Origin of the sequence: Spirillospora sp. NPDC046719, from assembly GCF_040645715.1 — a bacterium.
Lineage (GTDB): Bacteria > Actinomycetota > Actinomycetes > Streptosporangiales > Streptosporangiaceae > Spirillospora.
Genome location: NZ_JBEYYT010000054.1, coordinates 1 through 21921 on the forward strand (window position 1 = coordinate 1; position 21921 = coordinate 21921).

The following is a 21921-nucleotide window of genomic DNA, read 5'->3' on the forward strand; positions in this document are numbered from 1 at the left end:
GCGCAACGCCCCGGCCGCCGCCGCGTTCCCGGCGGTCAGAAGCGGGTCATCCACGACAGGGCCCGCGCGACGGCGTAGTAGACGACGCCCGCGATCGCCCAGTTGATGTAGAGCTGCTCCTTCGGGTCCGACCGCGTGAACGCGTCGTGGAACGGCGTCGCGAGCCAGCGGCCCGTGTTGAGCGTCGCGTGCACCAGGTCGTTGCCCGGATTCGCGCCGCCCCAGGTCAGCAGCATCCCGAGGGCGAGGATGAACGCCGCCGCCCAGCCCGCCGCCAGGATCATCGCGCTGACGGGGTTGTGCCGGCCGCGCCGCCACCGCCGCGGTCTCCGCACCACGACGGTCTTCCCGGCGCTCTCGTCCGAGGGCGCCGCCGCGGCCGTCCGCCGGGGCCACGACCAGCGTCTCCGGGGCTCCGCCGGCGGCTCCTCGGCCGCCGTCCGTCCCCATCCCAGGTACCGTCCCATCTGGAGGGCCATCGCTCGCTCATTCCTTCCATGACCGGCTTGCGTCCAGCCCTGCCACGGAAGGGGGCGTGCAAACGCCGTCCCTTTTACGGACGGCCCGATACCCGCCCGCGATCACATTTCAGCCGGCGTCGAAACGACCCCGCCCTACGCTGCCGATCATGGAACCCGCGGTCGCCGCCCTGCCGGAGCACGTCGCCATCGAGCCGAGCGTCCTGTACTTCGGAACCCCCGTCGTCCTGCTGACCAGCGCGAACGAGGACGGCTCGGACAACCTCGCGCCGATGTCGTCGGCGTGGGCGCTCGGCCGCACGGTCGTGCTCGGGCTCGGCGCCGAGGGGCAGACCGCTCGCAACCTCCAGGAGCGTCCCGAACTGGTGATCAACGTTCCGGGCCCGGAGCAGTGGCGGGCCGTGGAGCGGCTGGCGCCGCTCACGGGACGCGACCCGGTGCCCGCGGCGAAGGCGGGCGTCTTCCGGTTCGAACGCGACAAGTTCGCCGCCGCCGGGCTGCGGCCCCAGCCGTCCGAGACCGTCGGGCCGTCGCGGGTCGCCGAATGCCCGCTGCAGCTGGAGGCCCGCGCCGAACGGGTGCGCCCCGGAGCGTCCGGCGGGTTCGTCATCGCCGAGGCCGAGGTGCTGCGGGTGCACGCCGACCCGCGCATCGTCGTGCCGGGCACCCACCACGTGGACCCGGCCGAGTGGAGCCCGCTCATCTACAACTTCCGGCACTACTTCGGCCTCGGCCCCGAGCTCGGCCACACCTTCCGCAGCGAGACCCCGCGAACCAAGTGACCTGCCTCTCGCGCGACCGGGGCGCTCCCTGACGTGCTCCGCGCCCCGGAGGACGGGCCCCGCGCCCCGGACCGCGGGCGCTACTTGCCGTGGTAGATGGGGGCGCGCTTCTCCTTGAAGGCCTTCGAGCCCTCCTTGGCGTCCTCGGTGGCGAAGACGGGCCAGCCGATCTCGTCGGAGACCTTGAGGGCCTCCTCTTCGGGGAGGTGCTCGGTCTCGCGGACGGCGCGCAGGATGGCCTGGACGGCCAGGGGCGCGCAGGCGGCGATCTGGTCGGCCATCTCGCGGGCCGCGGCGAGGGCCTGGCCGTCCGGCACGACCTTGTTGATCAGGCCCATGGCGAGGGCCTCCTGCGGGGTCACCTCGCGCGCGGTGAGCAGGATGTCGAGGGCGGCGGCGTAGCCGATCTGGCGGGGGAGGCGGACGGCGGAGCCGCCCATGGGGAACAGGCCGCGCTTGGCCTCGAAGAGGCCGAGGGTGGCGCCCTCGGCGACGACGCGCAGGTCCGTGCCGGCGAGCAGCTCGGTGCCGCCGGCGACGGCGTAGCCCTCGATGGCGCAGATGAGCGGCTTGGTCGGGCGGCCGTCGCGCAGCAGGCCCTTCCAGTGGTAGTCGGGGATCTGCGCGGCGCGCTCGGCGACGCGGGGGTCGGAGGGCGGCTGCGACATGGCCTTGAGGTCGGCGCCGGCGCAGAAGGTGCCGTCGGCCCCGGTGAGGATGCCGACGCGGACCTCGGGGGTGTCGGACATGTAAGCCCAGGCGTCGGCGAGGCCGACCAGCATGGCCGTGCTGAGCGCGTTGCGCGCCTCGGGGCGGTTCATCGTGACGATGACGACGTGGCCGTCCCGCTCGACGGTGCAGTGCTCGGTGCTGATCGGCAGCAGCTCGGCCATGGATGTCCTCCTGCGATGGGCAAAACAAGAACAGATTCTAGTTAAGGCGATGCGCTACCGGTAGGGGTTGCCCTGCAAAACGAGAACGTGATCTACTTTGGTCGCCGGGCGCCGCCGGCAGGCGGTGCTCACCGTGATCACGCAAGGGAGATCCGATGGGGTCGTTGGGCTTTTGGCGGTTGGCGCAGGCCGATCCCGCGTGGGTCGCCGCCGTCGATCCGGACGGCGCGCAGTACTCCGCGGGCGACCTGCTGGCCCGCTCGAACCGGCTCGTCCACGGGCTCCGCGAGCTCGGTCTCAAGGACGGCGACGGCATCTGCGGGCTCGTCCCGAACGGCGTCGAGGGGCTCGTCCTCTACCTGGCGGCGCTGCAGGCCGGCTGGTACTACACGCCGATCAACTGGCATCTGACCGGCCCGGAGATCGGCTACATCGTCGCCGACAGCGAGGCCAAGGCGTTCTTCGTGCACGAGCGGTACGCCGCCGAGGGCGTGCGCGCCGCCGACGAGGCGGGGCTCGACGCGCACCGCCGGTTCGGGTACGGGAAGGTCGAGGGCTTCCGGCCCTACGCCGAGCTGGTGGACGGGCAGCCGGACACGCTGCCGGAGAACCGCAGCGCCGGCGCGACGATGCACTACACGTCCGGCACGACGGGACGGCCGAAGGGCGTCAAGCGCACGCTGACCGGGCTCGACCCCGACGACAGCGCCGAGCTGATGACGTTCCTGCTCGGCCTGTTCGGGATGACGCCCGGACTGCCGGCGGGCGGCGAGCACCAGGCGCACCTGATCACGTCGCCGAACTACCACACCGCCGTCACCCAGTTCGGCGGGACGGCGCTGCAGATGGGCCACACCCTCGTCTACATGGACAAGTGGGAGGCCGAGGAGACGCTGAAGCTGATCCAGGAGCACCGGATCAGCAACACCCACATGGTCCCGACGCACTTCAAGCGGCTGCTCGCGCTGCCGGAGGAGGTGCGGAGCAAGTACGACGTGTCGTCGATGAAGTGGGCGATCCACGCGGCGGCGCCGTGCCCCGTCCCGATCAAGCAGCAGATGCTCGACTGGTGGGGCGACTGCATCTGGGAGTACTACGCGGCCACCGAGGGCGGCGGCACGATCGCCAGCCCGCAGGACTGGCGCGCCCACCCCGGCACGGTCGGCAACGCGTGGGCGATCAGCGAGCTGCTCATCGTCGACGACGACGGCAACGAGGTCCCGACCGGGCAGCACGGCACCATCTACATGAAGATGGCCGGCGTCCAGTTCGAGTACAAGGGCGACAAGGAGAAGACGGAGAAGAACCGGCTCCGCGACTTCTTCACGGTCGGCGACATCGGCTACCTGACCGAGGACGGGTTCCTGTTCCTGTCCGACCGGAAGGCCGACATGATCATCTCGGGCGGGGCGAACATCTACCCCGCCGAGATCGAGAACGAGATCACCCTGCACCCCAAGGTCGCGGACGTCGCCGTGTTCGGCATCCCCGACGACGAGTGGGGCGAGCAGATCAAGGCCGTGGTCGAGCCCGCCGAGGGCGCCGAGCCCGGGCCCGCGCTCGCCGAGGAGATCCTGGCGTCCCTGGAGGGCCGGCTGGCGAAGATGAAGTGGCCGAAGAGCATCGACTTCATCGAGACCATGCCGCGTGAGCCCAACGGCAAGCTGCTCAAGCGCAAGCTGCGGGACCCGTACTGGAAGGACCGCGACAGTGCCATCTGAGACCACGCAGGCGTCCGAGACGGCGGTCAACCACGTCGTCGAGTTCCCCGGCGGCTACACCCGCTCGGTCGGGCCGGTGATCGGGCGCTTCCTGAGCGAGCTGCGCGACGGCCGGATGGTCGGCGTCCGCACGGCCGGCGGGCGGGTGCTCGTCCCGCCGTCGGAGTACGACCCGGAGACCGGCGAGGACGTCACCGGCGAGTTCGTCGAGGTCGGCCCGGCGGGGACCGTGACGACCTGGTCGTGGGTGCCGAACCCGGCGAAGGAGCACCCGTTCGACCGGCCGTTCGCCTGGGCGCTGATCCGCCCGGACGGCGCCGACACGGCGCTGCTGCACGCCCTCGACCTCGGCGTCTTCGAGGCGGGTGCGAAGCCCCCGAAGACCCTCAAGACGGGGATGCGGGTGCGGCCGCGGTACCGCGCGGAGCGCACCGGGACGATCGGCGACATCGAGTGCTTCCAGCCCGAGGTCACCATGATCAACCCGCAGGCGAGCCTGGAGTTCCGGCTGAAGGGCGGCAAGGCGCTCGGCCGGTTCCTCGACGGCATCGCCGAGGGCCGCATCATCGGGCAGCGCTGCCCGGTGTGCGAGAAGGTCATCGTCCCGATGAAGGGGTTCTGCACGCGCGACGGCGTGCCCACGACCGAGGAGGTGGAGCTGCCCGACACCGGCACCGTCACCACCTTCGCGGTCAACAACATCCCCGACCCGCGCGCCCCCGAGGTGCCGTTCGTGTCCGGCTACGTCCTGCTGGACGGCGCGGGCCTGACGATGCTGACGCTCATCGCCGGCGTCCCGGCCGACCAGGTGCGGATGGGCATGCGGGTGAAGGCGGCGTGGCGGCCCCGCGAGGAGTGGGACCGGTCGATGGCCAACATCAAGTGGTTCGAGCCGATCGACGAGCCCGACGTCCCCTTCGAAGAGATCAAGGACTTCATGTAATGCGTGATGTCGCAGTCGTCGCGTTCGTGCAGAGCCACCACACCGCCGAGGACCAGGGGCTCGCGGAGACCGAGATCGTCCTGCCGGTGATCACCGAGATCAAGGAGCGGACGGGCCTGTCCCGCTTCGGGTTCACCTGCTCGGGCTCGTGCGACTACCTGCAGGGCGCGCCGTTCGCGTTCGTGTCCGCGCTCGACACGCTGGGCGCGTGGCCGCCGATCTCCGAGAGCCACGTCGAGATGGACGGCGCGTGGGCGCTGTACGAGGCGTGGGTGAAGCTCCAGATCGGCGCGATCGACACCGCGCTGGTGTACGGGTTCGGCAAGTCGTCCCAGGGCGACCTGCGCGCGATCATGAACCAGCAGCTCGACCCGTACACGCTCGCCCCGCTCGGCGTCGACCAGGTGTCGATGGCCGCCATGCAGGCCCGCGCGTACATGGACAAGGCGGGCGTGAAGGAGGACGACCTGCGCGCCGTCGCGGCGCGGTCCCGGGCGGCCGGCCGCGACAACGAGTTCGCGCTGCACCTGCCGGACCCCGAAGGCGACGACTACGACGTGGCGCCGCTGCACCCCTACGACGTCGCGCCCATCACCGACGGCGCGGCGGCGATCGTCCTCGCCGCCGGGGACAAGGCGCGGGAGCTGTGCGAGCGGCCCGCGTGGATCATCGGGATCGACCACCGCACCGAGCCGCACGCGCTCGGCGTCCGCGACCTGACCCGGTCCGAGGCCGCCCGCATCGCGGGGGAGAAGGCCGGCGCGGCCGGCGTCGAGATCGCGGAGCTGCACGCGCAGTTCAGCCATGAGGAGCTGATCCTGCGCGAGGCGCTCGGCCTGGGCGACGGCGTGGCGGTCAACCCGTCCGGCGGGGCGCTGTCGGCGAACCCGGTGATGGCGGCGGGCCTCATCCGCATCGGCGAGGCCGCGTCCCGCATCCACGACGGGACGGCGTCCCGGACGCTCGGGCACGCCGCGTCCGGCCCCTGCCTGCAGCAGAACCTCGTCTGCGTGATGTCGGGAGAGAAGAACAATGGCTAACCCCTGTGCGGTCATCGGCGTCGGGCAGACCCAGTACAAGACCAAGCGGCTGGACGTGTCGATGGCGGGCCTGCTGCGCGAGGCGGCCCGCCGCGCCCTCGACGACGCCGGGCTGACCTGGAAGGACATCGACGCGATCGTGGTCGGCAAGGCGCCCGACCTGTTCGAGGGCGTCGTGATGCCGGAGCTGTTCCTGGCGGACGCGCTCGGCGCGACCGGCAAGCCGCTGATGCGGGTGCACACGGCCGGCTCGGTGGGCGGGTCCACGGCGATCGTCGCGGCGAACCTGATCCAGTCCGGCGTGCACGACCGGGTCCTCACGATCGCGTGGGAGAAGCAGTCGGAGTCGAACGCGACGTGGGCGCTGACGGTGAACGGGCCGTTCACGACGTCCCTCGTCGTCGGGGCGGGCGGGTACTTCGCCCCGCACATCCGCGCCTACATGGCCCGGTCCGGCGCGCCCGACCACATCGGCACGCTCGTCGCGGTGAAGGACCGGCAGAACGCGCTGCGGAACCCGTACGCGCACCTGAAGATCCCCGGCATCTCCCGCGAGATGGTCGAGTCGACGCCGATGCTGTGGGAGCCGATCCGCTACCTGGAGACCTGCCCGTCGTCCGACGGCGCCTGCGCGATGGTGCTGGCGTCGGAGGACGCGGCGAAGAAGGCGCCGGGCAAGCCCGCCTGGGTGCACGGCACGTCGATGCGGTCGGAGCCGATGCAGTTCGCGGGCCGCGACAGCGTCAGCCCGCAGGGCGGCAAGGACGCGGCGGCGGACGTGTACAAGCAGGCCGGCATCACCGACCCGCGCCGCGAGCTGGACTGCGCCGAGGTGTACGTGCCGTTCTCCTGGTACGAGCCGATGTGGCTGGAGAACCTCGGGTTCTGCGGCGACAACGAGGGCTGGAAGCTCACCGAGGCCGGCGCGACGGCGTTCGACGGGGACATCCCGTGGAACCCCTCCGGCGGCGTGCTGTCGTCCAACCCGATCGGCGCGTCCGGCATGATCCGGTTTGCGGAGGCGGCGCTGCAGGTCCGCGGGCAGGCCGGCGAGCACCAGGTGGACGGGGCGCGGCGCGCCCTCGGCCACGCCTACGGCGGCGGCGCCCAGTTCTTCGCGATGTGGGTCGTCGGCGGCGACAAGCCCTGATCCAGCCCGGCTCCCGTCCTTTCCCTGTCCCGTGTTCCCCTGGGGGCGACCCCAGGCCCCGTAGGCGCGAATACCCCCTCCGGAGGACGTCCGATGGAGTACAACCACGCTGATCTGTTCGAAGGAGTCGCGGACGCGATCGGCGACCGCGTCGCGGTGGTCTGCGGCGACCGGCGGCTCACCTACGCCGAGCTGGACGAGCACGCCAACCGGCTCGCGCACCACCTGGAGTCGGCGGGCGTGCGGCCCGGGCAGCACGTGGCGATGCAGCTGTACAACGGCGTCGAGTACGCGGCGGCGCTGCTGGCGGCGATGAAGATCCGGGCCGTGCCGATCAACGTGAACTACCGGTACGTCGAGACGGAGCTGCTCTACATCTACCAGGACTCCGACAGCGTCGCGCTGCTGTACGACGTGGAGTTCGAGGAGCGGGTCGCCGCGACGGTCCCGGAGGCGCCGGAGCTGCGGCACCTGATCGCCGTGGGCGGCGAGCCGTCGATCGACGGCGCCGTCCGGTACGACGAGGCGCTGGCGGCGCAGCCGGGGACGCGCGGGTTCCCGGCCCGCTCGGCCGACGACACCTACATCATCTACACGGGCGGGACGACCGGGATGCCGAAGGGCGTCATGTGGTCGACCGAGCAGATGCTGCTGGCGTTCTGGAACCCGACGTTCCCGCGGCCGACCCGGCCGGAGGACGTCGTCGACCTGGCCCGCAACGGCGGTCCGATGATCATGATGCCGATCGCGCCGCTGATGCACGGCGCCGCGCAGATGGCCACGTGGATCGCCTGGTTCATGGGCGCCACGCTGGTCTACGCGCGCAAGTTCGACGCGGCGGAGATCTGGCGGACGATCGAGCGGGAGAAGGTCAACTCGCTGACGATCACCGGGGACGCGATGGCGATCCCGATGGTGGAGGAGCTGGCGCGCGGCGGGTACGACACGTCGTCGCTGCTGGCGTTCGTGTCGACGGGCGCGATCCTGACCGGGACGGTCCGCGACCGGATCCAGGCGCTGCTGCCGAACACGATGATCCTGGACCGGTTCGGGTCGACGGAGTCGGGCTCGACGGCGGAGGCGACGGCGGCCTCCACGCCGGAGAAGGGCCTGAAGTTCGCGCCGGACGTGGAGAACGTGACGGTCCTGGACGACGCGCTCCAGCCGGTGAAGCCGGGGTCCGGGGTGATCGGGCAGGTCGCGCGCACGGGCTACATCGCGCACGGCTACTACAACGACCCGGAGAAGACGGCCCGGACGTTCCCGGTCGTCGACGGGAAGCGGTGGCTGCTCACCGGCGACATCGCGACGGTGGAGGAGGACGGGACGATCGCCGTCTACGGGCGGGGGTCGCAGGCCATCAACACCGGCGGCGAGAAGGTGTTCCCGGAGGAGGTCGAGGCCGTCCTCAAGGGGCATCCGGGCGTGTACGACGCGGTGGTGACGAGCGTTCCGGACGAGCGCTGGGGCAACCGGGTCGCGGCGGTGATCCAGCCGTCGGGCGAGCGGCCGTCGGCCGAGGACCTGGACGCGCACTGCCGCAAGGAGCTATCGGGCTACAAGGTCCCGCGCGTGTACGCGTTCGTCCCAGAGATGAAGCGGTCGCCGGCGGGGAAGGCGGACTACCGGTGGGCGAAGCAGATCGCCGGCGAGGCGGACGGCGAGTGACCCTTGCGCCGGCGGGCGACCAGGAGCCGGTGGGCGAGCAGGGTCGGCGGGTGAGAGGGGCCGGATAGGGGGCGGCCCCGAACCTTCGTGGGATCCGGGGCCAGGAGCGGACCGCCTGTTTAGTGGTCCTAACAAAAGCCAGTTTAGTAGCGCTCCGTTCCTGCCCGGTTCCTCCGCGGTGTCTGGTTCGACACAGCCGGGGGCCGTCCCCCGGCTGGTCCGTTCCGTCCCCGGCGCACTAGACTGAGCCTCTCTATTTCAGAGAAAAGAACGAGAGGTGGGGCGTGGCGATCCCGGACCGCGAGCGGATGATGGCGGAACTGCAGGCGGGGATGCAGCGCTCGACGATGTTCACCGTGCTGCTGCATCACGCGACCGCGAGCAAGGCGGGGATGAACGTCACCGACGCGCAGTGCGTCAACGCGCTCACCCTGGACGGCCCGCAGACCCCCGGCCGGCTCGCCGAGCTGATGGGCATCACGACCGGCGGCGCCATCACCGCCGTGATCGACCGGCTGGAGAAGGCCGGCTACGTCAAGCGGACCCGCGACCCCGACGACCGGCGCCGCGTGATCGTCGAGCTCGTCCCGGAGAACGTCGCCCGGTTCGGCGAGTACTTCGAGCCGATCGCCCGCGTCTTCCGCGAGCGCCTCGCGTCCTACTCCGACGAGCAGATCGCCGTCCTCCTCGACTGGATCAGCGCCAACAACGCCGCGATGCCCGGCGTGATCGAGCAGGTCCGCAACCTGCCCTGACCCGCCGCCGTCCCCCGGGGCTCACCGGGCCGTGAGGCGGCCGCGCAGCAGGTCCATCAGGGTGGCGTGGACGTCGGCGAAGGAGCGGTCGGGGTCGAGGGCGCGCCAGTCGAGCGCGACGGTGAGCACCATGCCGAACACGGCGGACGCGGCGGTACCGGTGTCGAGGTCGGCGCGCAGGTCGCCCGCCTCGACCGCGGCGCGCAGCACGTCCGCGACCACGCCGATGGCGCGCTCCCGGATGAGCCGGGCGGTGTGCTGCCAGTCGCCGCCCGACCGCCACGTCTCGGCGATCAGCAGCCGCGCGAACGACTCGTGCTCCCCGATGAACGCCAGCTCGGCGCTCACCACCGCCTCCAGCGCGTCCAGCGGCGGGCGGCCGGACGCGGCGTCCCGCAGCGCGGCGGCGAGCCGCTCCACCCCGTACTCCAGCAGCGCCGCGAACAGCGCCGCCTTGCTGCCGAAGTTGTAGTAGACGGTGCCCTTGGCGACCCCGGCGCGGTCGGCGATCTGGTCGACGGTGGTGGCGGCGAGCCCGCTCTCCGCGATCAGCTCGATCGCCGCGGTGAACAGCTTCTCCCGCGTCGCGCTGCGCGCCACGTCCCTGCCTCCCACGGTCGGGCCTTCTAGAGCTCCAGCGCCGGGTGCAGGCGTTTCATCGTCCAGACCCGGTTGTGCCGGACGGCCAGGGCGGTGAGCGCGAGCCCGCCCGCCAGGAACGCCGCCAGCACCGCACAACCCTGCCATACCGAGGTCAGGTCGCCGCCACTGATCAGGTGCCGGACGGCGTCGACGACCCACGGCATCGGCAGCCACGGCCGGATCGCCTGGAAGAAGCCGGGGCTGGTCTCGATCGGGTAGGTGCCGGCGGCGGAGGTGAGCTGGAGCATCAGCAGCGCCAGCGCGATGATCCGGCCGATCGGCCCGAACCGGGCGTTCACCCACTGGATCACGGCGAGGAACGCGGCGGACGCCAGCACCAGGAAGCCGGCGAGCCCGGCCCAGTGCTCGGCGCGCAGCCCGAGCGCGAAGTGCAGGACGGCCAGCACGACGCAGGCCTGGGCGGCGCCGACCGCGGCGGCGGGCAGCCAGCCGGCCAGGGCGACGCGGCGGCCCGGCGCGGTGCCCGCGAGCGCGCGCGGGTTCAGCGGCCGCAGCAGCATGTAGATGATCATTCCGCCGACCCAGAGGGACAGCGGCACGAAGAACGGCGCGAAGCCGGTGCCGTAGTTCGGCGCCTTGTTCTCCGTCGAGGACGCCAGCCGGACCGGGTTGCTCATCATGTCATCGCGCGCGTTCCGCTCGCCGTCGCCGTAGGACGGGACCTGCGCGGCGCCCTCGTCCAGGCCGCGGGCGAGCCGCTGGTTGCCGTCGGCGATCTGCGCGAGCGCCGTCTCCAGCGTGACCGCGCCGCCGGAGAGCCGGCCGAGCCCGTCCTCCAGCTGCCCCGCACCGCCCGACAGCGTGCCGAGGCCGCTCGTGAGCTGCGACGATCCGGACAGCAGCTGCCCGGCGCCCGCGTTCACCCGCTCAGTCCCGGCGTTGAGGCGGTCGACGTCGCGGCGCGCCTTCTCGACCTTCGCGGCGAGGGTCGGGGCGTCCTCGGCGAGTTTCCGGGCGGCGGTCCCGACCGTCCGGGCGTCGGCGGCGACCTTGCGCAGGTCGCCGGTGTGGTCGCGGACGTAGCCGTCCACCTGCCGCGCGACGGTGACGACCCGCGCGGCGGCCCGGGTCAGGTCCTGCCGGACGTTCGCCGGGACCTCCGGGTGCGCGGCGAGGTAGGTCTCCAGCTCGGCCTGCGCCTTCTCGGCCTGCCTCACGGCGGCGCCGGTCTGCTCGGGGAGCCGTCCAGCGCCGTCGGCGAGGACATCCGCGCCACGCGCGACCAGCAGCGCGGCCTGCCGGATCTCCGGCGCGCGGTCGCGCAGCAGCGGGACGAGCGTGTCGCCGGCCTTGTCGACGGTGGTGGTCAGCCGCTGCATGCCGGCCGCGACCTGCCCGGTTCCGGTGCGCAGGTCGTCCAGCCCGGACGTGAGCCGCCCGCTGCCGGACCGGGCCTCGTCGATGCCGCCCTTGAGCTTCCCGGCGCCGGACCTCGCGTCGCCCGCGCCCTTCGCAAGCTTCCCGGCGCCGTCGTGCGCCTGCCCTGAGCCGTCCGCCAGCTCGCCGGCGCCTTCGGCTGCCTTGCCGAGCTTGGTGTGGAGCTTGTCGAACGACAGGAAGATCTGGTCCAGGTAGCCGCGCACCGCGTTCCCGCCCGCGGCGGCGCTGATCTCCTTGAACGCGGCCTGCGCGAGCGTCCCGACGACGTAGTTGTTCGCGTCGTTCATCTGGAGCCGGAGCCCCGCCGCCGTCGGCGTCCCGGTCCCGGACGGCGACGCGATGCGCGCGCTGAAGTCCGCCGGGATCGTCAGCGACATGTAGTACTTCCCGGACCGGACGCCCTTCGCGGCCTTGTCCGCCGAGACGGTCTTCCAGTCGAAGACCTGCCGCTTCTTCAGCTCGTCCGCGAGGTCGGCGCCCGCGTGCACGGTCTTTCCGCCGGCCTTGGCGGGCCGGTCCTCGACGACGAGGGCCACCGGCACGTGCCGGAGCCGGGCGTACGGGTCCCAGAACGACCACAGGTACAGGCCGGCGTACAGCAGCGGCAGCAGCACCAGCCCGGCCAGCGCGATGCGCGTCAGCCGGTTCCGTGCGAACCGGCGCAGTTCCAGACCGCCCGGCGTCAGTGCGGGAAGCCTCATCGGGGGGATCTCCCTAGGTCTTATTTCACGGTGGTTCAGGGCAGCCGGACGGTCTGGGCGAAGCCCTCGGCCGGGGCCGGGTCGTGGCAGGCGGCGATGACGGTCACGCCGGAGTCGGCGATGGCGCGGAGACGTCGCCAGAGCGCGCGCTGCCGGTCGGGGGGAAGGCCCTCGTCGACGTCGTCCAGCAGCAGGAGGCGGGGTTCGCCGACGAGCGCGAGCGCGGCGCCCAGCAGCTGCGCCTCGTCGGGGTCGAGGTCTTCGGCGAGGGTGCGGGGATCGGCGTCCAGCCCCGCGCGGTCGAGGGCGGCGCGCATCCGGGCGTCCCGCCCGCGGAAGCGGCCGAGGATCCCCTCGTGGAGCGCGAGCGCCTCCCGCACGTGCTCCCGGACGGTCAGCGCCGGATCGAGCCCGGTCACCCCGGGGACGATCCCGAGCGCCGCGATCCGCTGGACGGCCCGCAGGTCGTCCAGCGCGATCCCGCCGACGCTGCCGGTGCCGCCGGTCGGCTTCATCCGCCCGCCGAGGGCGAGCAGGAGCGCGGTGCGCCCGGACCCGGCGATGCCGCTCACCGCGGCGAGGCCGCCGGCGGGGACGTCGAGGTCGACGTCGTGGAACACCGGTCCGCGGGCGCCGCGCAGCGACAGCCCGCGGGTGCGGACGGCCGCCGCCGCGCGGCTCCCGGCGGCGCCGCGTCCGGCTCCGGGGCGGCCCCCGCCAGTCCCGGAGCCGCGGGAGGGTCCAGAGACGGCCGCGGCGGTCCCCCCGGCCGCGGCGACCGCCCCTGGAGTCTCGGATGCCATCGGTACCTCCGCGGAGCGTTTTTGCACTGACCGGTCAGTACAAAGATAGCTCTGCCGGAAAACCGAACACATCCGACGAATCGGTGACATCAGACACGTGACCGCTCCGCCGCCCGCCACACAGGTCAACAGGCGTGACCTCGGTCACATCGGTCAGCCGAGACCCGGCACCGCCGCCTACGGCCGCCTCCCCTTCCAGGCGCCCCTCATCGGCTGGGCCCTCCACGTCGCCCGCAAAGCCGACTCGGCGCACCCTGCCCACTGACCTCTGCCGACCGACCCCTCTGCCGATTGAGCGCATCCTGCCGGCCGAGCGCGCCCGCTGACCGGGAGCGACCGCGGGTCGGCGGGGGCCGTCCGCGCGACCGCGTTGGCCCGACACGGCCGGGGATGACATGATTTCCGCCGTCCCCAACACAACGGCCCGGGAGGGCGGACCGTGGAACCAGTGCGTCCCGAGGATCCCGCGGAGATCGGCGGGTACCCCGTGCTCGCGCGCATCGGCGCGGGCGGCATGGGCCAGGTCTACCTCGGCGCCACCGGCGGCGGACGGCACGTCGCGCTCAAGGTGATCCGGGACGACTTCGAGAACCCGCAGGCGCTCGCCCGGTTCCGCCGCGAGGTCGCGACCGTCGAGCGGGTCCGCAGCCGGTTCGCCGCCGCGATGGTGGGCGCCGGGCTGGACGCGCCGCCGTACTGGCTGGCGACCGAGTACGTCCCCGGTCCGACCCTCCGGCAGGCCGTCGCGCAGTACGGGCCGCTGCCGCCGGACACCTGCCTGCGGCTCCTCGCGGCGCTGGCGGAGGGCCTGCTGGAGATCCACCGCCAGGGCGTGCAGCACCGCGACCTCAAGCCCGGCAACGTGATCCTCGCGCCGGACGGCCCCCGGCTGATCGACTTCGGCATCGCGCGCGGCGAGGGGCAGACGCAGATCACCCAGACCGGAGCGTGGAACGGCACGCCCGGCTACGTCGCGCCCGAGGTGGTGCGCGAGCAGCTGCCGCTCCCGGCCTCCGACGTGTTCTCCCTCGCCGGGACGATCGCCTACGCCGCGACGGGACGGCCGCCGTTCGGCGGCGGGCGGATCGAGGCGATCATCCACCGGACGCTGAGCGGGGAGATCGACCTCGACGGCGTCGACCCGCGCGTCGCGGACCTCGTCCGGGAGTGCGCGCGGAAGGAGCCGGGCGACCGCATCCCGCTGGAGCGGCTCGCCGGGGTGGCGGCGGGCGCCGGCGCCCTCGCGCAGGACCCCGTGTACCGGCGGCTGGTCGGTGCGCCCCCGATGCTGCCCGTGACCGTCGCGCAGGCCGCCGCGGTCGGGCTCGTCCCGCCCGACCGCACGCGGACCCCGGGCCTGACCGGCGGACGCCGCCGCGCCGCCGTCATCGCGGCGGGCGCCGGGGTCGTCGCCGTCGTGCTGGCGGTCGCGCTCGCCGCCCGCCTCGGCTTCGACGGCAAGGGAGACGGCGGTCACCGGGACGCGGGCGGGCCGTCCGCTGGCTCGGGCAAGAGCCCCGGCGCGAGGACGAGCGGGACGGCCGCGGACGGTCCGCAGACCGGCGCCGGCGCGACGCGCTCCCCGGCCTCGGGCACGACCGGCGGGAACGGCGTCCCGCCCGACAAGATCCTCGTGAAGCAGCCCACCAACGACTTCGGTCAGCTGGCCTGGACGAAGGCGAACTTCAACTGCCTGCCCGCCGTCCGCCCGGAGGACGACACCCTCGCGAGCGACCTGCAGACCTCCGCACCGCGCACGCCCTACGGAGGCAAGACCGTCGAGCTGGGCGCCCGCTTCAAGTACAAGTCGCCGTCGCGCTACTACCTGGCGGTCCAGGTCCGCCCGCCGGCGGGGATGGGCGGGAACGCGGTCACCGGCGTCGTCAACAGCAAGCCGCGTCTCTATCCGGGCGAGAGCGGGTGGCTCTATGTGCACTACCCCGCGGACTTCAAGTGGAGCGGCGCCGGAAGCGAGGCGTTCGCCCTCACCAAGGGCGACTGGACGGTCATCTGGATGCACGTCCGCTCCAACGGCGACGCCTACTACCTGGGCTGCGACGGCTTCACGGTGAAGTGAACCCGCCCGGCCGGCCGTGAAGCGGGCGGGCCGGTCCGCCCCGGACGGAGCGGACCGGCCGAGGAGCCCCGGCTACTTCGCCCTGTACTTCGCGGACGTCTTGGCCAGCGAGGGGTAGTTCTGGTACTTCGAGTACGACTCGAAGACCGCGGTGTTCGTGCCCGCCGGGGACGGCAGGCCCGCCCGGAAGTCGGCGATCCCGTTGAGGATGCCGTTCCAGCCGCAGCCCGACGACCTCGGCACGGCGAACGCGTTGTCGACCGGGGTGGAGGCGAGGACCCCGTTGTCGAGCACGTGCGGCCCCGTGCCGGTGATCGGCTTGTTCGGCGGCGGCGGGTCCGTCGTGGCGTAGGTGAGGTTCAGCACGATCGGGTCCGCGTCGCTTCCGATGAAGCAGGTGTCGCCGAGCAGCGGGTTGATCGTCTTGATCTTGAGCTTGAGGCGGAGCGCGACCGCGCCCTCCGGGGACAGCTCCGGGTCGGCGGCCAGCTGCGGCTGCGCGCTGATCTGCAGCAGCGGGATGAAGTCGGACCCGTCGATGCCGAGGACGCCGCCCTTCACCCGCTGCGGTTCGGCCCGCATCGGGCCGAACACGGCCCACTGCTCCAGGGTGACCGGGTCGTAGCCGTTGGCCCAGGTCATCTTGATCGGCTGGGTGATCGTCTGGTCGATGGACCCGATCTTCAGCTCCCCGCCGCCGATCACCGTGACGGTGCACAGCGCGAAGGCCGGGTCGTATCCCGCCGGCAGCTGGTCGGGGGTCGGGCAGTCGCCGAAGTCCAGGCCGGGCGGGACGTCGTCGGCGCTCGCCGGCCGGGTCAGGCCGGTGAGCGCCAGGGCGGCGAGCCCGGCGCCGAGCGCCGCGGCGGTGAACCGCCTGAAGGGTGCTCTCATCGTCTCAACTCCATGGAGGGGGGTGGAAGGCCCGCGCCCCCGCGGCGGGGAGGGGCGGGCGCGGGCCGGGCGCGGCGCCGCGGTCGGGCGCCGCGCTGGGGGCTGCGCTAGGGCAGGTCGGTGTAGGTCTTGTAGGCCACGTACTGGTTGAAGATCGCCGTGTTGTGCCCGGCGGCCGAGGGCAGTCCGGCGTACAGGTTGACGGCCCAGTTCTCGACGCCGAGATCCAGTCCGCAGCCGTCGGCCTTCGGCACGGCGAAGGCGTTGTCGACCACGGTGGTCTTGAGGACGGTCGGGTTGGTGCCGACGACCTCGGGCGGCGTACCGGAGATCGGGGTGTTCGGCGGCGGGGGGCTCGTCGTGCCGGGCGTGAGGTGCAGCGCGATCGGCTTCGTGTTGGACCCGATGTAGCACTTGCCGCCGAGCAGCGGGTTCTGCACGTTGACCTTGAGGTTCAGGTTCAGCGTGCCGCCGTCGGTGTTGAGGCCGCCCGCGTACTGAGGCTGGGCGTAGACCGCCGTGACGAACGGGTCGCCGAACAGCCCCGGCTGCACCTGGAACCGGCTCGCCTTGAACGAGCCGAAGATCGTGTACTCCTCCAGCGTCACGGGGTCGAAGCCGGTGGTGTAGGTGAGCGTGATCGGGGAGGAGATCGTCTCCTTGATGGACCCGAGCTGCATCGTCCCGCCGGTGGTCACGGCGACGTTGCACTGCGCGTACGCCGGGTCGGCGCCGGAGGGCAGGGCCGGGCAGGCGGAGAAGTCGAAGGACGGCAGGGTGTCGGCGGACGCGGCGGGGGCGGTGGCGAGCCCGCCGAGCAGGCCGCCGGTGACGGTGAGGGCGGCGGCGCCGGCCTGGAGGCGGCGGCGGAGGGAGAGGCGCATGGGTGCTCCGGGCGAAGGGGCGGGACGGGCCGTGGGGGCACGGCCCGTCCCGTGGGGTGGGGTGGGGTCAGGGGGACGGGATCACGGGCCGAGCGTCAGGTCGGCGCCGCCCGGGTCGGTGACGATCTGGAAGTTGCCGTTGGCCGAGGCCGAGGCCGGGCACCTGCTGTCGCCGGAGATGAACTGCAGCGCCTGGCCCGCCAGCTTGCCCTGCCCGTGCGAGTTGGACGGGACGGGCTTGTTGGCGTTGGTCGGGTTGTAGACGTTGATGGTCAGCGGCGTGGAGGTGGTCAGGCCGTAGTGGCACTCCATGCTGGAGATGCCCCAGGCGGGCAGGGTGAGGATGGCCTTGACGTCCACCGAGGGGTTCGGCGCGTCGATGGTGATCGTGCCGTCGCGGTTGCTCGCGTGCGTGGAGTCGTAGTCGACGTGGCCGCCGGTGTAGGGCAGGTTGAGCGCGGTGACCGTGGTGGTGCCGCCGCGGTTGTTGGTGCAGCCGGTCAGCGACACGCTGTTGAGCTGCCCGCCGGTGCCGTCGGACTTGGTGTAGGCGCCGAGGGACGCGCTGGTGCAGGTGTTGATGATCGATCCGAGGCTGCTGAGCCCGGACAGCGTCACGTTGCCGAGGTTGGTGGCGAGCACGTTGCCGGTGTACGGGGAGCCGCCGGAGGTGATGGTGCCGGACGCGAGCGCGGAGCCGGTCATGCCGATGAGCAGCGCGGTCGAGCCGATGAGCGGAATGGCGATTTTGCCGAGCTTTCTCATGCTGTCTCTTTCAGGGTGGGAGACGCGGGCGACGCGGGCGTCCGCACGGCCTGGGCCCGAGGCCGCGTCGGTGGACGCCGCGGCAACCGGACAGAATCATGAATGACGGCGTTCATCAAGAGGGGGGCCATTCCGGCGGGACCCTCGACCGGGTTTCAGCTTTCGGGTTATGGCGCCAGTCGATGTCCGAATATGACCGACGCTGCGCTGTGATAGCGGTCACGCTGCGTGGAGGCCGGCGGCGAACGCGCAGGGTGCGCGGCGACGGGGGCGCCGCCCCGATCTGACTGGTCGGTCATTCCGGTTCCCGGTCAAGCTGGCCGTATCCGGCCACCGGTTCGGGCGGCGGTCCGGGACGCCGCCGGAATCGCGGGCTTCAACTGGTCCAATGCGCCCCGGCCCGCCGGCGCGGGGGGCCGTGCCGGCGGGCCGGGGCGGGCGCATCGGGCGCTAATGAAAAACGGCCACGTTTCTCGAATTTGCGCGCCCGCCGTCAACTCCGGCGGCCCGCCCTAATACGCCGCGGACGCCCCTCTACTCGCTGCGCGCCCCCTGCGGCCCCGGCGTGGCGGATTCCGCTTCGCGGGACGCGGCGCCCGGCCCCCAGCGCTCCGGATCCGGCACGGCGAACGTGTGAAGCAGGCCGTCGCGCAGTTCCGGCAGCGTGGCGGTCTCGCCGCGCGCGATCCGCGAGTACGCGACCTGGTAGATGCCGCCGACGATCGTCTCCGCCATCAGCTCGGGGCTCGGGTAGTGCGGGAAGAGCTCGTGCATGTTGTCGGTCACGACCTGCGCGAACGCGGCCAGCGCCCGGTCCCGGCGCTCGACCGCGAGCGGGCCCGCCGACATCGACTCCACGATGCACATCCGCGCCGCGCGCGGGTTTTCGGACAGATAGGCCAGCAGCGCGCCCAGGCTCGCGCGCACGCGCCCGGTGGCGTCCGGCTCGCCCTGATACGCCTCGACGACGCGGTCCATCATCTGCTCGACGATGACGTCACTTGCCCGCAGAAAGGCGTCGTCCTTGTTCTTGAAATGGACATAGAACGTCGCGCGGGAAACGCCCGCATTGGCGATGATGGAATCCACGGTCAGGCCGCGGTAGCCGGCGGTGCCGGCGATTTCCACGACGGCCGCGAGAATGCGGGCGACCTGGTGCCCGGCGACGTAGTCCCGGGACAGCCGGTGCCGGCCGGAGGGAAGGCGCCCCGGCGCGCGCCCGCGCCCGCGCCCGCGGCCGCCGGCGCCGTCCCGCTCCATGCCCACCCCCGCTCACGTCACCGCTCGGGCGGATCGTCTCATGGCGCGGCCCGCCCGCCCAGGGGCGGCCGGGGCACCGCCGAGCCATGGCGCGCCGCCCCTCCCGGCCGGGCACGAGGGCGGCGCGCCCCGGGTCAGCGGACGGCGATCATGGCGGAGCCGTGGCCGAACAGGCCCTGGTTCACCGCGATGCCCGCGCGGGCGCCCTCGACCTGGCGGCCCTCCGCCTGCCCGCGCAGCTGCCAGGTCAGCTCGCAGACCTGCGCGATCGCCTGCGCCGGGATCGCCTCGCCGAAGCTCGCGAGGCCGCCGCTCGGGTTCACCGGGATCCGGCCGCCCAGCGCCGTCGCGCCGGACCGCAGCAGCTCCTCGGCGCCGCCGACCTCGCACAGCCCGATGTCCTCGTACCAGTCCAGCTCCAGGGCCGTGGACAGGTCGTACACCTCGGCCAGGGACAGCTCGTCCGGGCCGATGCCGGCCTCCTCGTAGGCGGCGTGCGCGATCGCGGCGCGGAAGGGGCGCTCCGGCTCGGGCACCGCGAGCGCGGAGTCGGTGGCGAAGTCGGGCAGGTCGATGACCGTCTTGGGGAACGTCGGCGTCACCGTCGACAGGCCGGACAGCCGCACCGGGTCGGCGATGCCGTTCCGCCGCGCGAAGTCCATCGACGTCAGCACCAGCGCGGCGCCGCCGTCGCTGGTCGCGCAGATGTCCAGCAGCCGCAGCGGGTCGGCGACGACGGCGGACTCGCGGACGTCCTCCAGCGTCACCTCCTTGCGGTACCGGGCGTTCGGGTTCGCCAGCCCGTGCCGGGCGTTCTTCACCTTCACGGCGGCGAAGTCGTCCAGCGTCGCGCCGTGGATCGCCATCCGGCGGCGCGCGTACAGCGCGAAGTAGATCGGGTTGGTGGCGCCGAGGAGGCGGAACCGCAGCCAGTCCGGGTCGTCCGGGCGGTCGCCGCCGACGGGCTTGAAGAAGCCCTTCGGCGCCGCGTCCGCGCCGACGACCAGCGCCACGTCGCACAGCCCCGCGAGGATCTGCGCGCGCGCGGACGCGATGGCCTGCGCGCCGGACGCGCACGCCGCGTAGCAGCTCGACACCCGCGCGCCGTTCCAGCCGAGCGCCTGCGCGAACGTGGCGCCCGCGACGAACCCCGGGTAGCCGTTGCGGATGGTGTCGGCGCCCGCCACGTACTGGACGTCCGGCCAGGTCAGCCCGGCGTCGGCCAGGGCGGCGCGGGCCGCGGCGAGACCGTACTCGACGAAGTTGCGCCCCCACTTGCCCCACGGGTGCATGCCCGCGCCGAGGACGGCGATGTCGCGGTTCGCGCTCACTTGACGGGCCTCCACATCCAGACGGTGTACTCGGCCTCGCCGTCCTCGTAGAGGACGCCCTCCGTCAGCTCGACCTCCATGCCCACCTCGAGGTCGTCGACGGTGTGGCCCGGCGCGACCTGCCCCAGCACGACCATCTTCTCGGCCTCCAGTTCGACGGCCGCGACGGTGTAGGGGACGAACGGGTCGGGCGAGACGTACGGGGGCGGGGGCTTGTAGCGCGAGTCCGCGTAGGACCAGATGCGCCCGCGTCCGGACAGCGCGTGCTCGGTCAGCTCCGAGCCGTCCTTCGGGCCGGTGCAGCGCGGGTTGCGGCAGGCCAGCTCGTTGCGCGGGAAGTAGGGGGTCCCGCAGGACGAGCAGCGCGTGCCGAGCAGCCGCACGTCCCCGCTCTCGGTGGTGAACCAGCCCTCGACGGCCGGAAGGCGTTTCTTGGCGGTGGTCGTCACGCGCGTACGGTAACAACCAAGCGCACGCTCACGACCGGCGCCGTCCCACCCAGCGGACGGATTCCATCCCGGCGGCGGCGAGCAGCCCGACGCCGAGCAGGACCAGGACGTACAGGGCCGTCCCCGTCCAGTGGCCGTGCTCGTAGGCGACGCCCCCGGCGGTGCCGCCGACGCTGCTGCCCATGTAGTAGGCGAACAGGTACAGGGCGGACGCCTGCGCGCGGCCGGTGGTCGCGCGCCGCCCGACCCAGCCGCTGGCCACGGCGTGCGTCCCGAAGAACCCGACCGTGAACACCAGCAGCCCGGCCCCGACCAGCGGCAGGACCGCCGGGAGCGTCAGGCACAGCCCGCACGCCGCCAGCACGAGCGACCCGACGAGCACCTTCCGGCGCCCGGACCGGTCCGCGAGGAGCCCGGCCCGCGCGGACGCCGCCGACCCCGCGACGTTCATCACCGCGATCAGGCTGACCACGGCGTACGGCAGGTGGAACGGGGCGTCCAGCAGCCGGTACGTCAGGAAGTTGTAGACGGTGACGAACCCGGCCATCGCGGTCAGCGCGATCAGGTAGAGGCGGCGCAGGCCGGGATCCCGCAGGTGCGCGAGCAGCGGCCGGTAGTCGACGCGGGACGGCCGGAAGAACCGCGACGGCGGCAGCAGCAGCCAGAACGCGATCGTGAACGCGAGCGCGAGGAAGCCGGTGGCGGCGAGCGCCCACCGCCAGCCCGCGACCTCGGTGACCAGGCCGGGGACGAGCCGGCCGAGCACGCCGCCGATCCCGGTCCCCGCGACGTAGCGGCCCATCGCGCCGCCGAGGTGCTCGCCGTGCACCTCGTCGGCGAGGTAGGCCATCGCGACCGCCGGGACCCCGGCGAGCGCGAGCCCCTGGACGGCCCGCACGGCGGCGAGCGCGGCGAACGACCCGCACAGCGGGATCAGCAGGCCGACCAGCGCGGACGCGACCGACGACACGATCATCACGCGGGTCCGGCCGTACCGCTCCGACAGCGAGCTGACCGGGATCACCGCGATCGCGACCGCGCCCGTGGCGAGCGAGACGAGCAGGCTCGACCGGGCGGGGGAGACGCCGAAGCTCGCCGACAGCTCCGGCAGCAGCGCCTGCGTGCAGTACAGGGACATGAACGTGGTGAGCCCGGCGGCGAACAGGGCGAGGTTGACGCGGCGCAGGCCGGGCGAGCCGAGCCGGTGCCGTTCGGAGAGCTCCAGGGGCGGTGCGACGGTCATGGAGTCCAGCGTCCGCTTCCAGGTCTCATGCGTCCAATGA

General features: G+C 72.8%; 20 protein-coding genes. 8 read left to right on the plus strand and 12 right to left on the minus strand.

What is annotated here, in order from left to right:
- Positions 1–35 precede the first annotated feature (35 nt).
- Complete coding sequence (locus ABZ914_RS12730) at positions 36–479, minus strand: hypothetical protein (RefSeq protein ID WP_500193108.1); 444 nt, start codon at positions 477–479, stop codon at positions 36–38.
- Between the two features lie 149 nt (positions 480–628).
- Here ABZ914_RS12730 and ABZ914_RS12735 point away from each other — a divergent pair, with 149 nt between their 5' ends.
- Positions 629–1261: a flavin reductase family protein gene (locus ABZ914_RS12735; RefSeq protein WP_500193109.1), complete on the plus strand. Its 633-nt coding sequence runs from the start codon at positions 629–631 to the stop codon at positions 1259–1261.
- An 80-nt stretch (positions 1262–1341) separates the two neighbouring features.
- Here ABZ914_RS12735 and ABZ914_RS12740 read toward each other — a convergent pair whose 3' ends face one another.
- Positions 1342–2154 (minus strand): crotonase/enoyl-CoA hydratase family protein, encoded by an 813-nt coding sequence (locus ABZ914_RS12740; RefSeq protein ID WP_500193110.1) that lies wholly within the window; start codon positions 2152–2154, stop codon positions 1342–1344.
- A 155-nt stretch (positions 2155–2309) separates the two neighbouring features.
- On the opposite strand from ABZ914_RS12740, the gene ABZ914_RS12745 reads away from it, so the two are divergent.
- From ABZ914_RS12745 to ABZ914_RS12770, 6 genes are all read left to right on the plus strand, one after another.
- On the plus strand, positions 2310–3875 hold the full coding sequence (locus tag ABZ914_RS12745) for an acyl-CoA synthetase (RefSeq protein ID WP_500193111.1): 1566 nt from the start codon (positions 2310–2312) through the stop codon (positions 3873–3875).
- Positions 3865–4818, plus strand: coding sequence for a Zn-ribbon domain-containing OB-fold protein (locus ABZ914_RS12750; RefSeq protein WP_500193113.1), 954 nt, complete (start codon positions 3865–3867; stop codon positions 4816–4818). Before ABZ914_RS12745 ends, ABZ914_RS12750 begins: the two co-directional genes overlap by 11 nt.
- A complete protein-coding gene (locus tag ABZ914_RS12755) occupies positions 4818–5858 on the plus strand; it encodes a thiolase family protein (RefSeq protein WP_500193114.1) in 1041 nt (346 codons plus the stop codon). Before ABZ914_RS12750 ends, ABZ914_RS12755 begins: the two co-directional genes overlap by 1 nt.
- Positions 5851–7008, plus strand: coding sequence for a thiolase family protein (locus tag ABZ914_RS12760; RefSeq protein WP_433240171.1), 1158 nt, complete (start codon positions 5851–5853; stop codon positions 7006–7008). The genes ABZ914_RS12755 and ABZ914_RS12760 overlap by 8 nt, the downstream gene beginning before the upstream one ends.
- A 93-nt stretch (positions 7009–7101) precedes the next feature.
- Complete coding sequence (locus ABZ914_RS12765) at positions 7102–8676, plus strand: acyl-CoA synthetase (protein ID WP_500193115.1); 1575 nt, start codon at positions 7102–7104, stop codon at positions 8674–8676.
- A 284-nt stretch (positions 8677–8960) separates the two neighbouring features.
- Positions 8961–9431, plus strand: coding sequence for a MarR family winged helix-turn-helix transcriptional regulator (locus ABZ914_RS12770; protein WP_500193116.1), 471 nt, complete (start codon positions 8961–8963; stop codon positions 9429–9431).
- Between the two features lie 21 nt (positions 9432–9452).
- Here ABZ914_RS12770 and ABZ914_RS12775 read toward each other — a convergent pair whose 3' ends face one another.
- The 3 genes from ABZ914_RS12775 to ABZ914_RS12785 are packed head-to-tail and all read right to left on the minus strand — an operon-like array spanning position 9453 to position 12978.
- A complete protein-coding gene (locus tag ABZ914_RS12775) occupies positions 9453–10046 on the minus strand; it encodes a TetR family transcriptional regulator (protein WP_190865891.1) in 594 nt (197 codons plus the stop codon).
- An 11-nt stretch (positions 10047–10057) separates the two neighbouring features.
- Positions 10058–12175 carry a YhgE/Pip family protein gene (locus ABZ914_RS12780; protein ID WP_500193117.1) on the minus strand — a complete coding sequence of 706 codons (2118 nt, stop codon included), beginning with the start codon at positions 12173–12175 and terminating at the stop codon, positions 10058–10060.
- Positions 12176–12210: 35 nt separating this feature from the next.
- Positions 12211–12978 carry an ABC transporter ATP-binding protein gene (locus tag ABZ914_RS12785; protein WP_387021165.1) on the minus strand — a complete coding sequence of 256 codons (768 nt, stop codon included), beginning with the start codon at positions 12976–12978 and terminating at the stop codon, positions 12211–12213.
- A gap of 439 nt (positions 12979–13417) precedes the next feature.
- On the opposite strand from ABZ914_RS12785, the gene ABZ914_RS12790 reads away from it, so the two are divergent.
- The gene (locus ABZ914_RS12790) at positions 13418–15055 is read left to right on the plus strand and encodes a serine/threonine protein kinase (protein WP_500193118.1); all 1638 of its coding nucleotides are present in this window, start codon (positions 13418–13420) and stop codon (positions 15053–15055) included.
- A 72-nt stretch (positions 15056–15127) separates the two neighbouring features.
- Here ABZ914_RS12790 and ABZ914_RS12795 read toward each other — a convergent pair whose 3' ends face one another.
- The 7 genes from ABZ914_RS12795 to ABZ914_RS12825 all read right to left on the minus strand — a co-directional run bounded on the left by ABZ914_RS12795 (position 15128) and on the right by ABZ914_RS12825 (position 21881).
- On the minus strand, positions 15128–15949 hold the full coding sequence (locus ABZ914_RS12795; protein ID WP_500193119.1) for a hypothetical protein: 822 nt from the start codon (positions 15947–15949) through the stop codon (positions 15128–15130).
- A 107-nt stretch (positions 15950–16056) separates the two neighbouring features.
- Positions 16057–16833, minus strand: a complete 777-nt coding sequence (locus tag ABZ914_RS12800) for a hypothetical protein (RefSeq protein ID WP_387021157.1) — start codon at positions 16831–16833, stop codon at positions 16057–16059.
- An 81-nt stretch (positions 16834–16914) separates the two neighbouring features.
- Positions 16915–17598 carry a hypothetical protein gene (locus ABZ914_RS12805; protein ID WP_500193120.1) on the minus strand — a complete coding sequence of 228 codons (684 nt, stop codon included), beginning with the start codon at positions 17596–17598 and terminating at the stop codon, positions 16915–16917.
- 534 nt (positions 17599–18132) lie between these two features.
- Positions 18133–18858 (minus strand): TetR/AcrR family transcriptional regulator, encoded by a 726-nt coding sequence (locus ABZ914_RS12810; protein ID WP_500193121.1) that lies wholly within the window; start codon positions 18856–18858, stop codon positions 18133–18135.
- Positions 18859–18992: 134 nt separating this feature from the next.
- Complete coding sequence (locus ABZ914_RS12815; RefSeq protein ID WP_500193130.1) at positions 18993–20150, minus strand: lipid-transfer protein; 1158 nt, start codon at positions 20148–20150, stop codon at positions 18993–18995.
- A gap of 35 nt (positions 20151–20185) precedes the next feature.
- Positions 20186–20638, minus strand: coding sequence for an OB-fold domain-containing protein (locus tag ABZ914_RS12820; protein ID WP_190865836.1), 453 nt, complete (start codon positions 20636–20638; stop codon positions 20186–20188).
- A 28-nt stretch (positions 20639–20666) separates the two neighbouring features.
- On the minus strand, positions 20667–21881 hold the full coding sequence (locus ABZ914_RS12825; protein WP_190865834.1) for an MFS transporter: 1215 nt from the start codon (positions 21879–21881) through the stop codon (positions 20667–20669).
- Between the last annotated feature and the right edge of the window lie 40 nt (positions 21882–21921).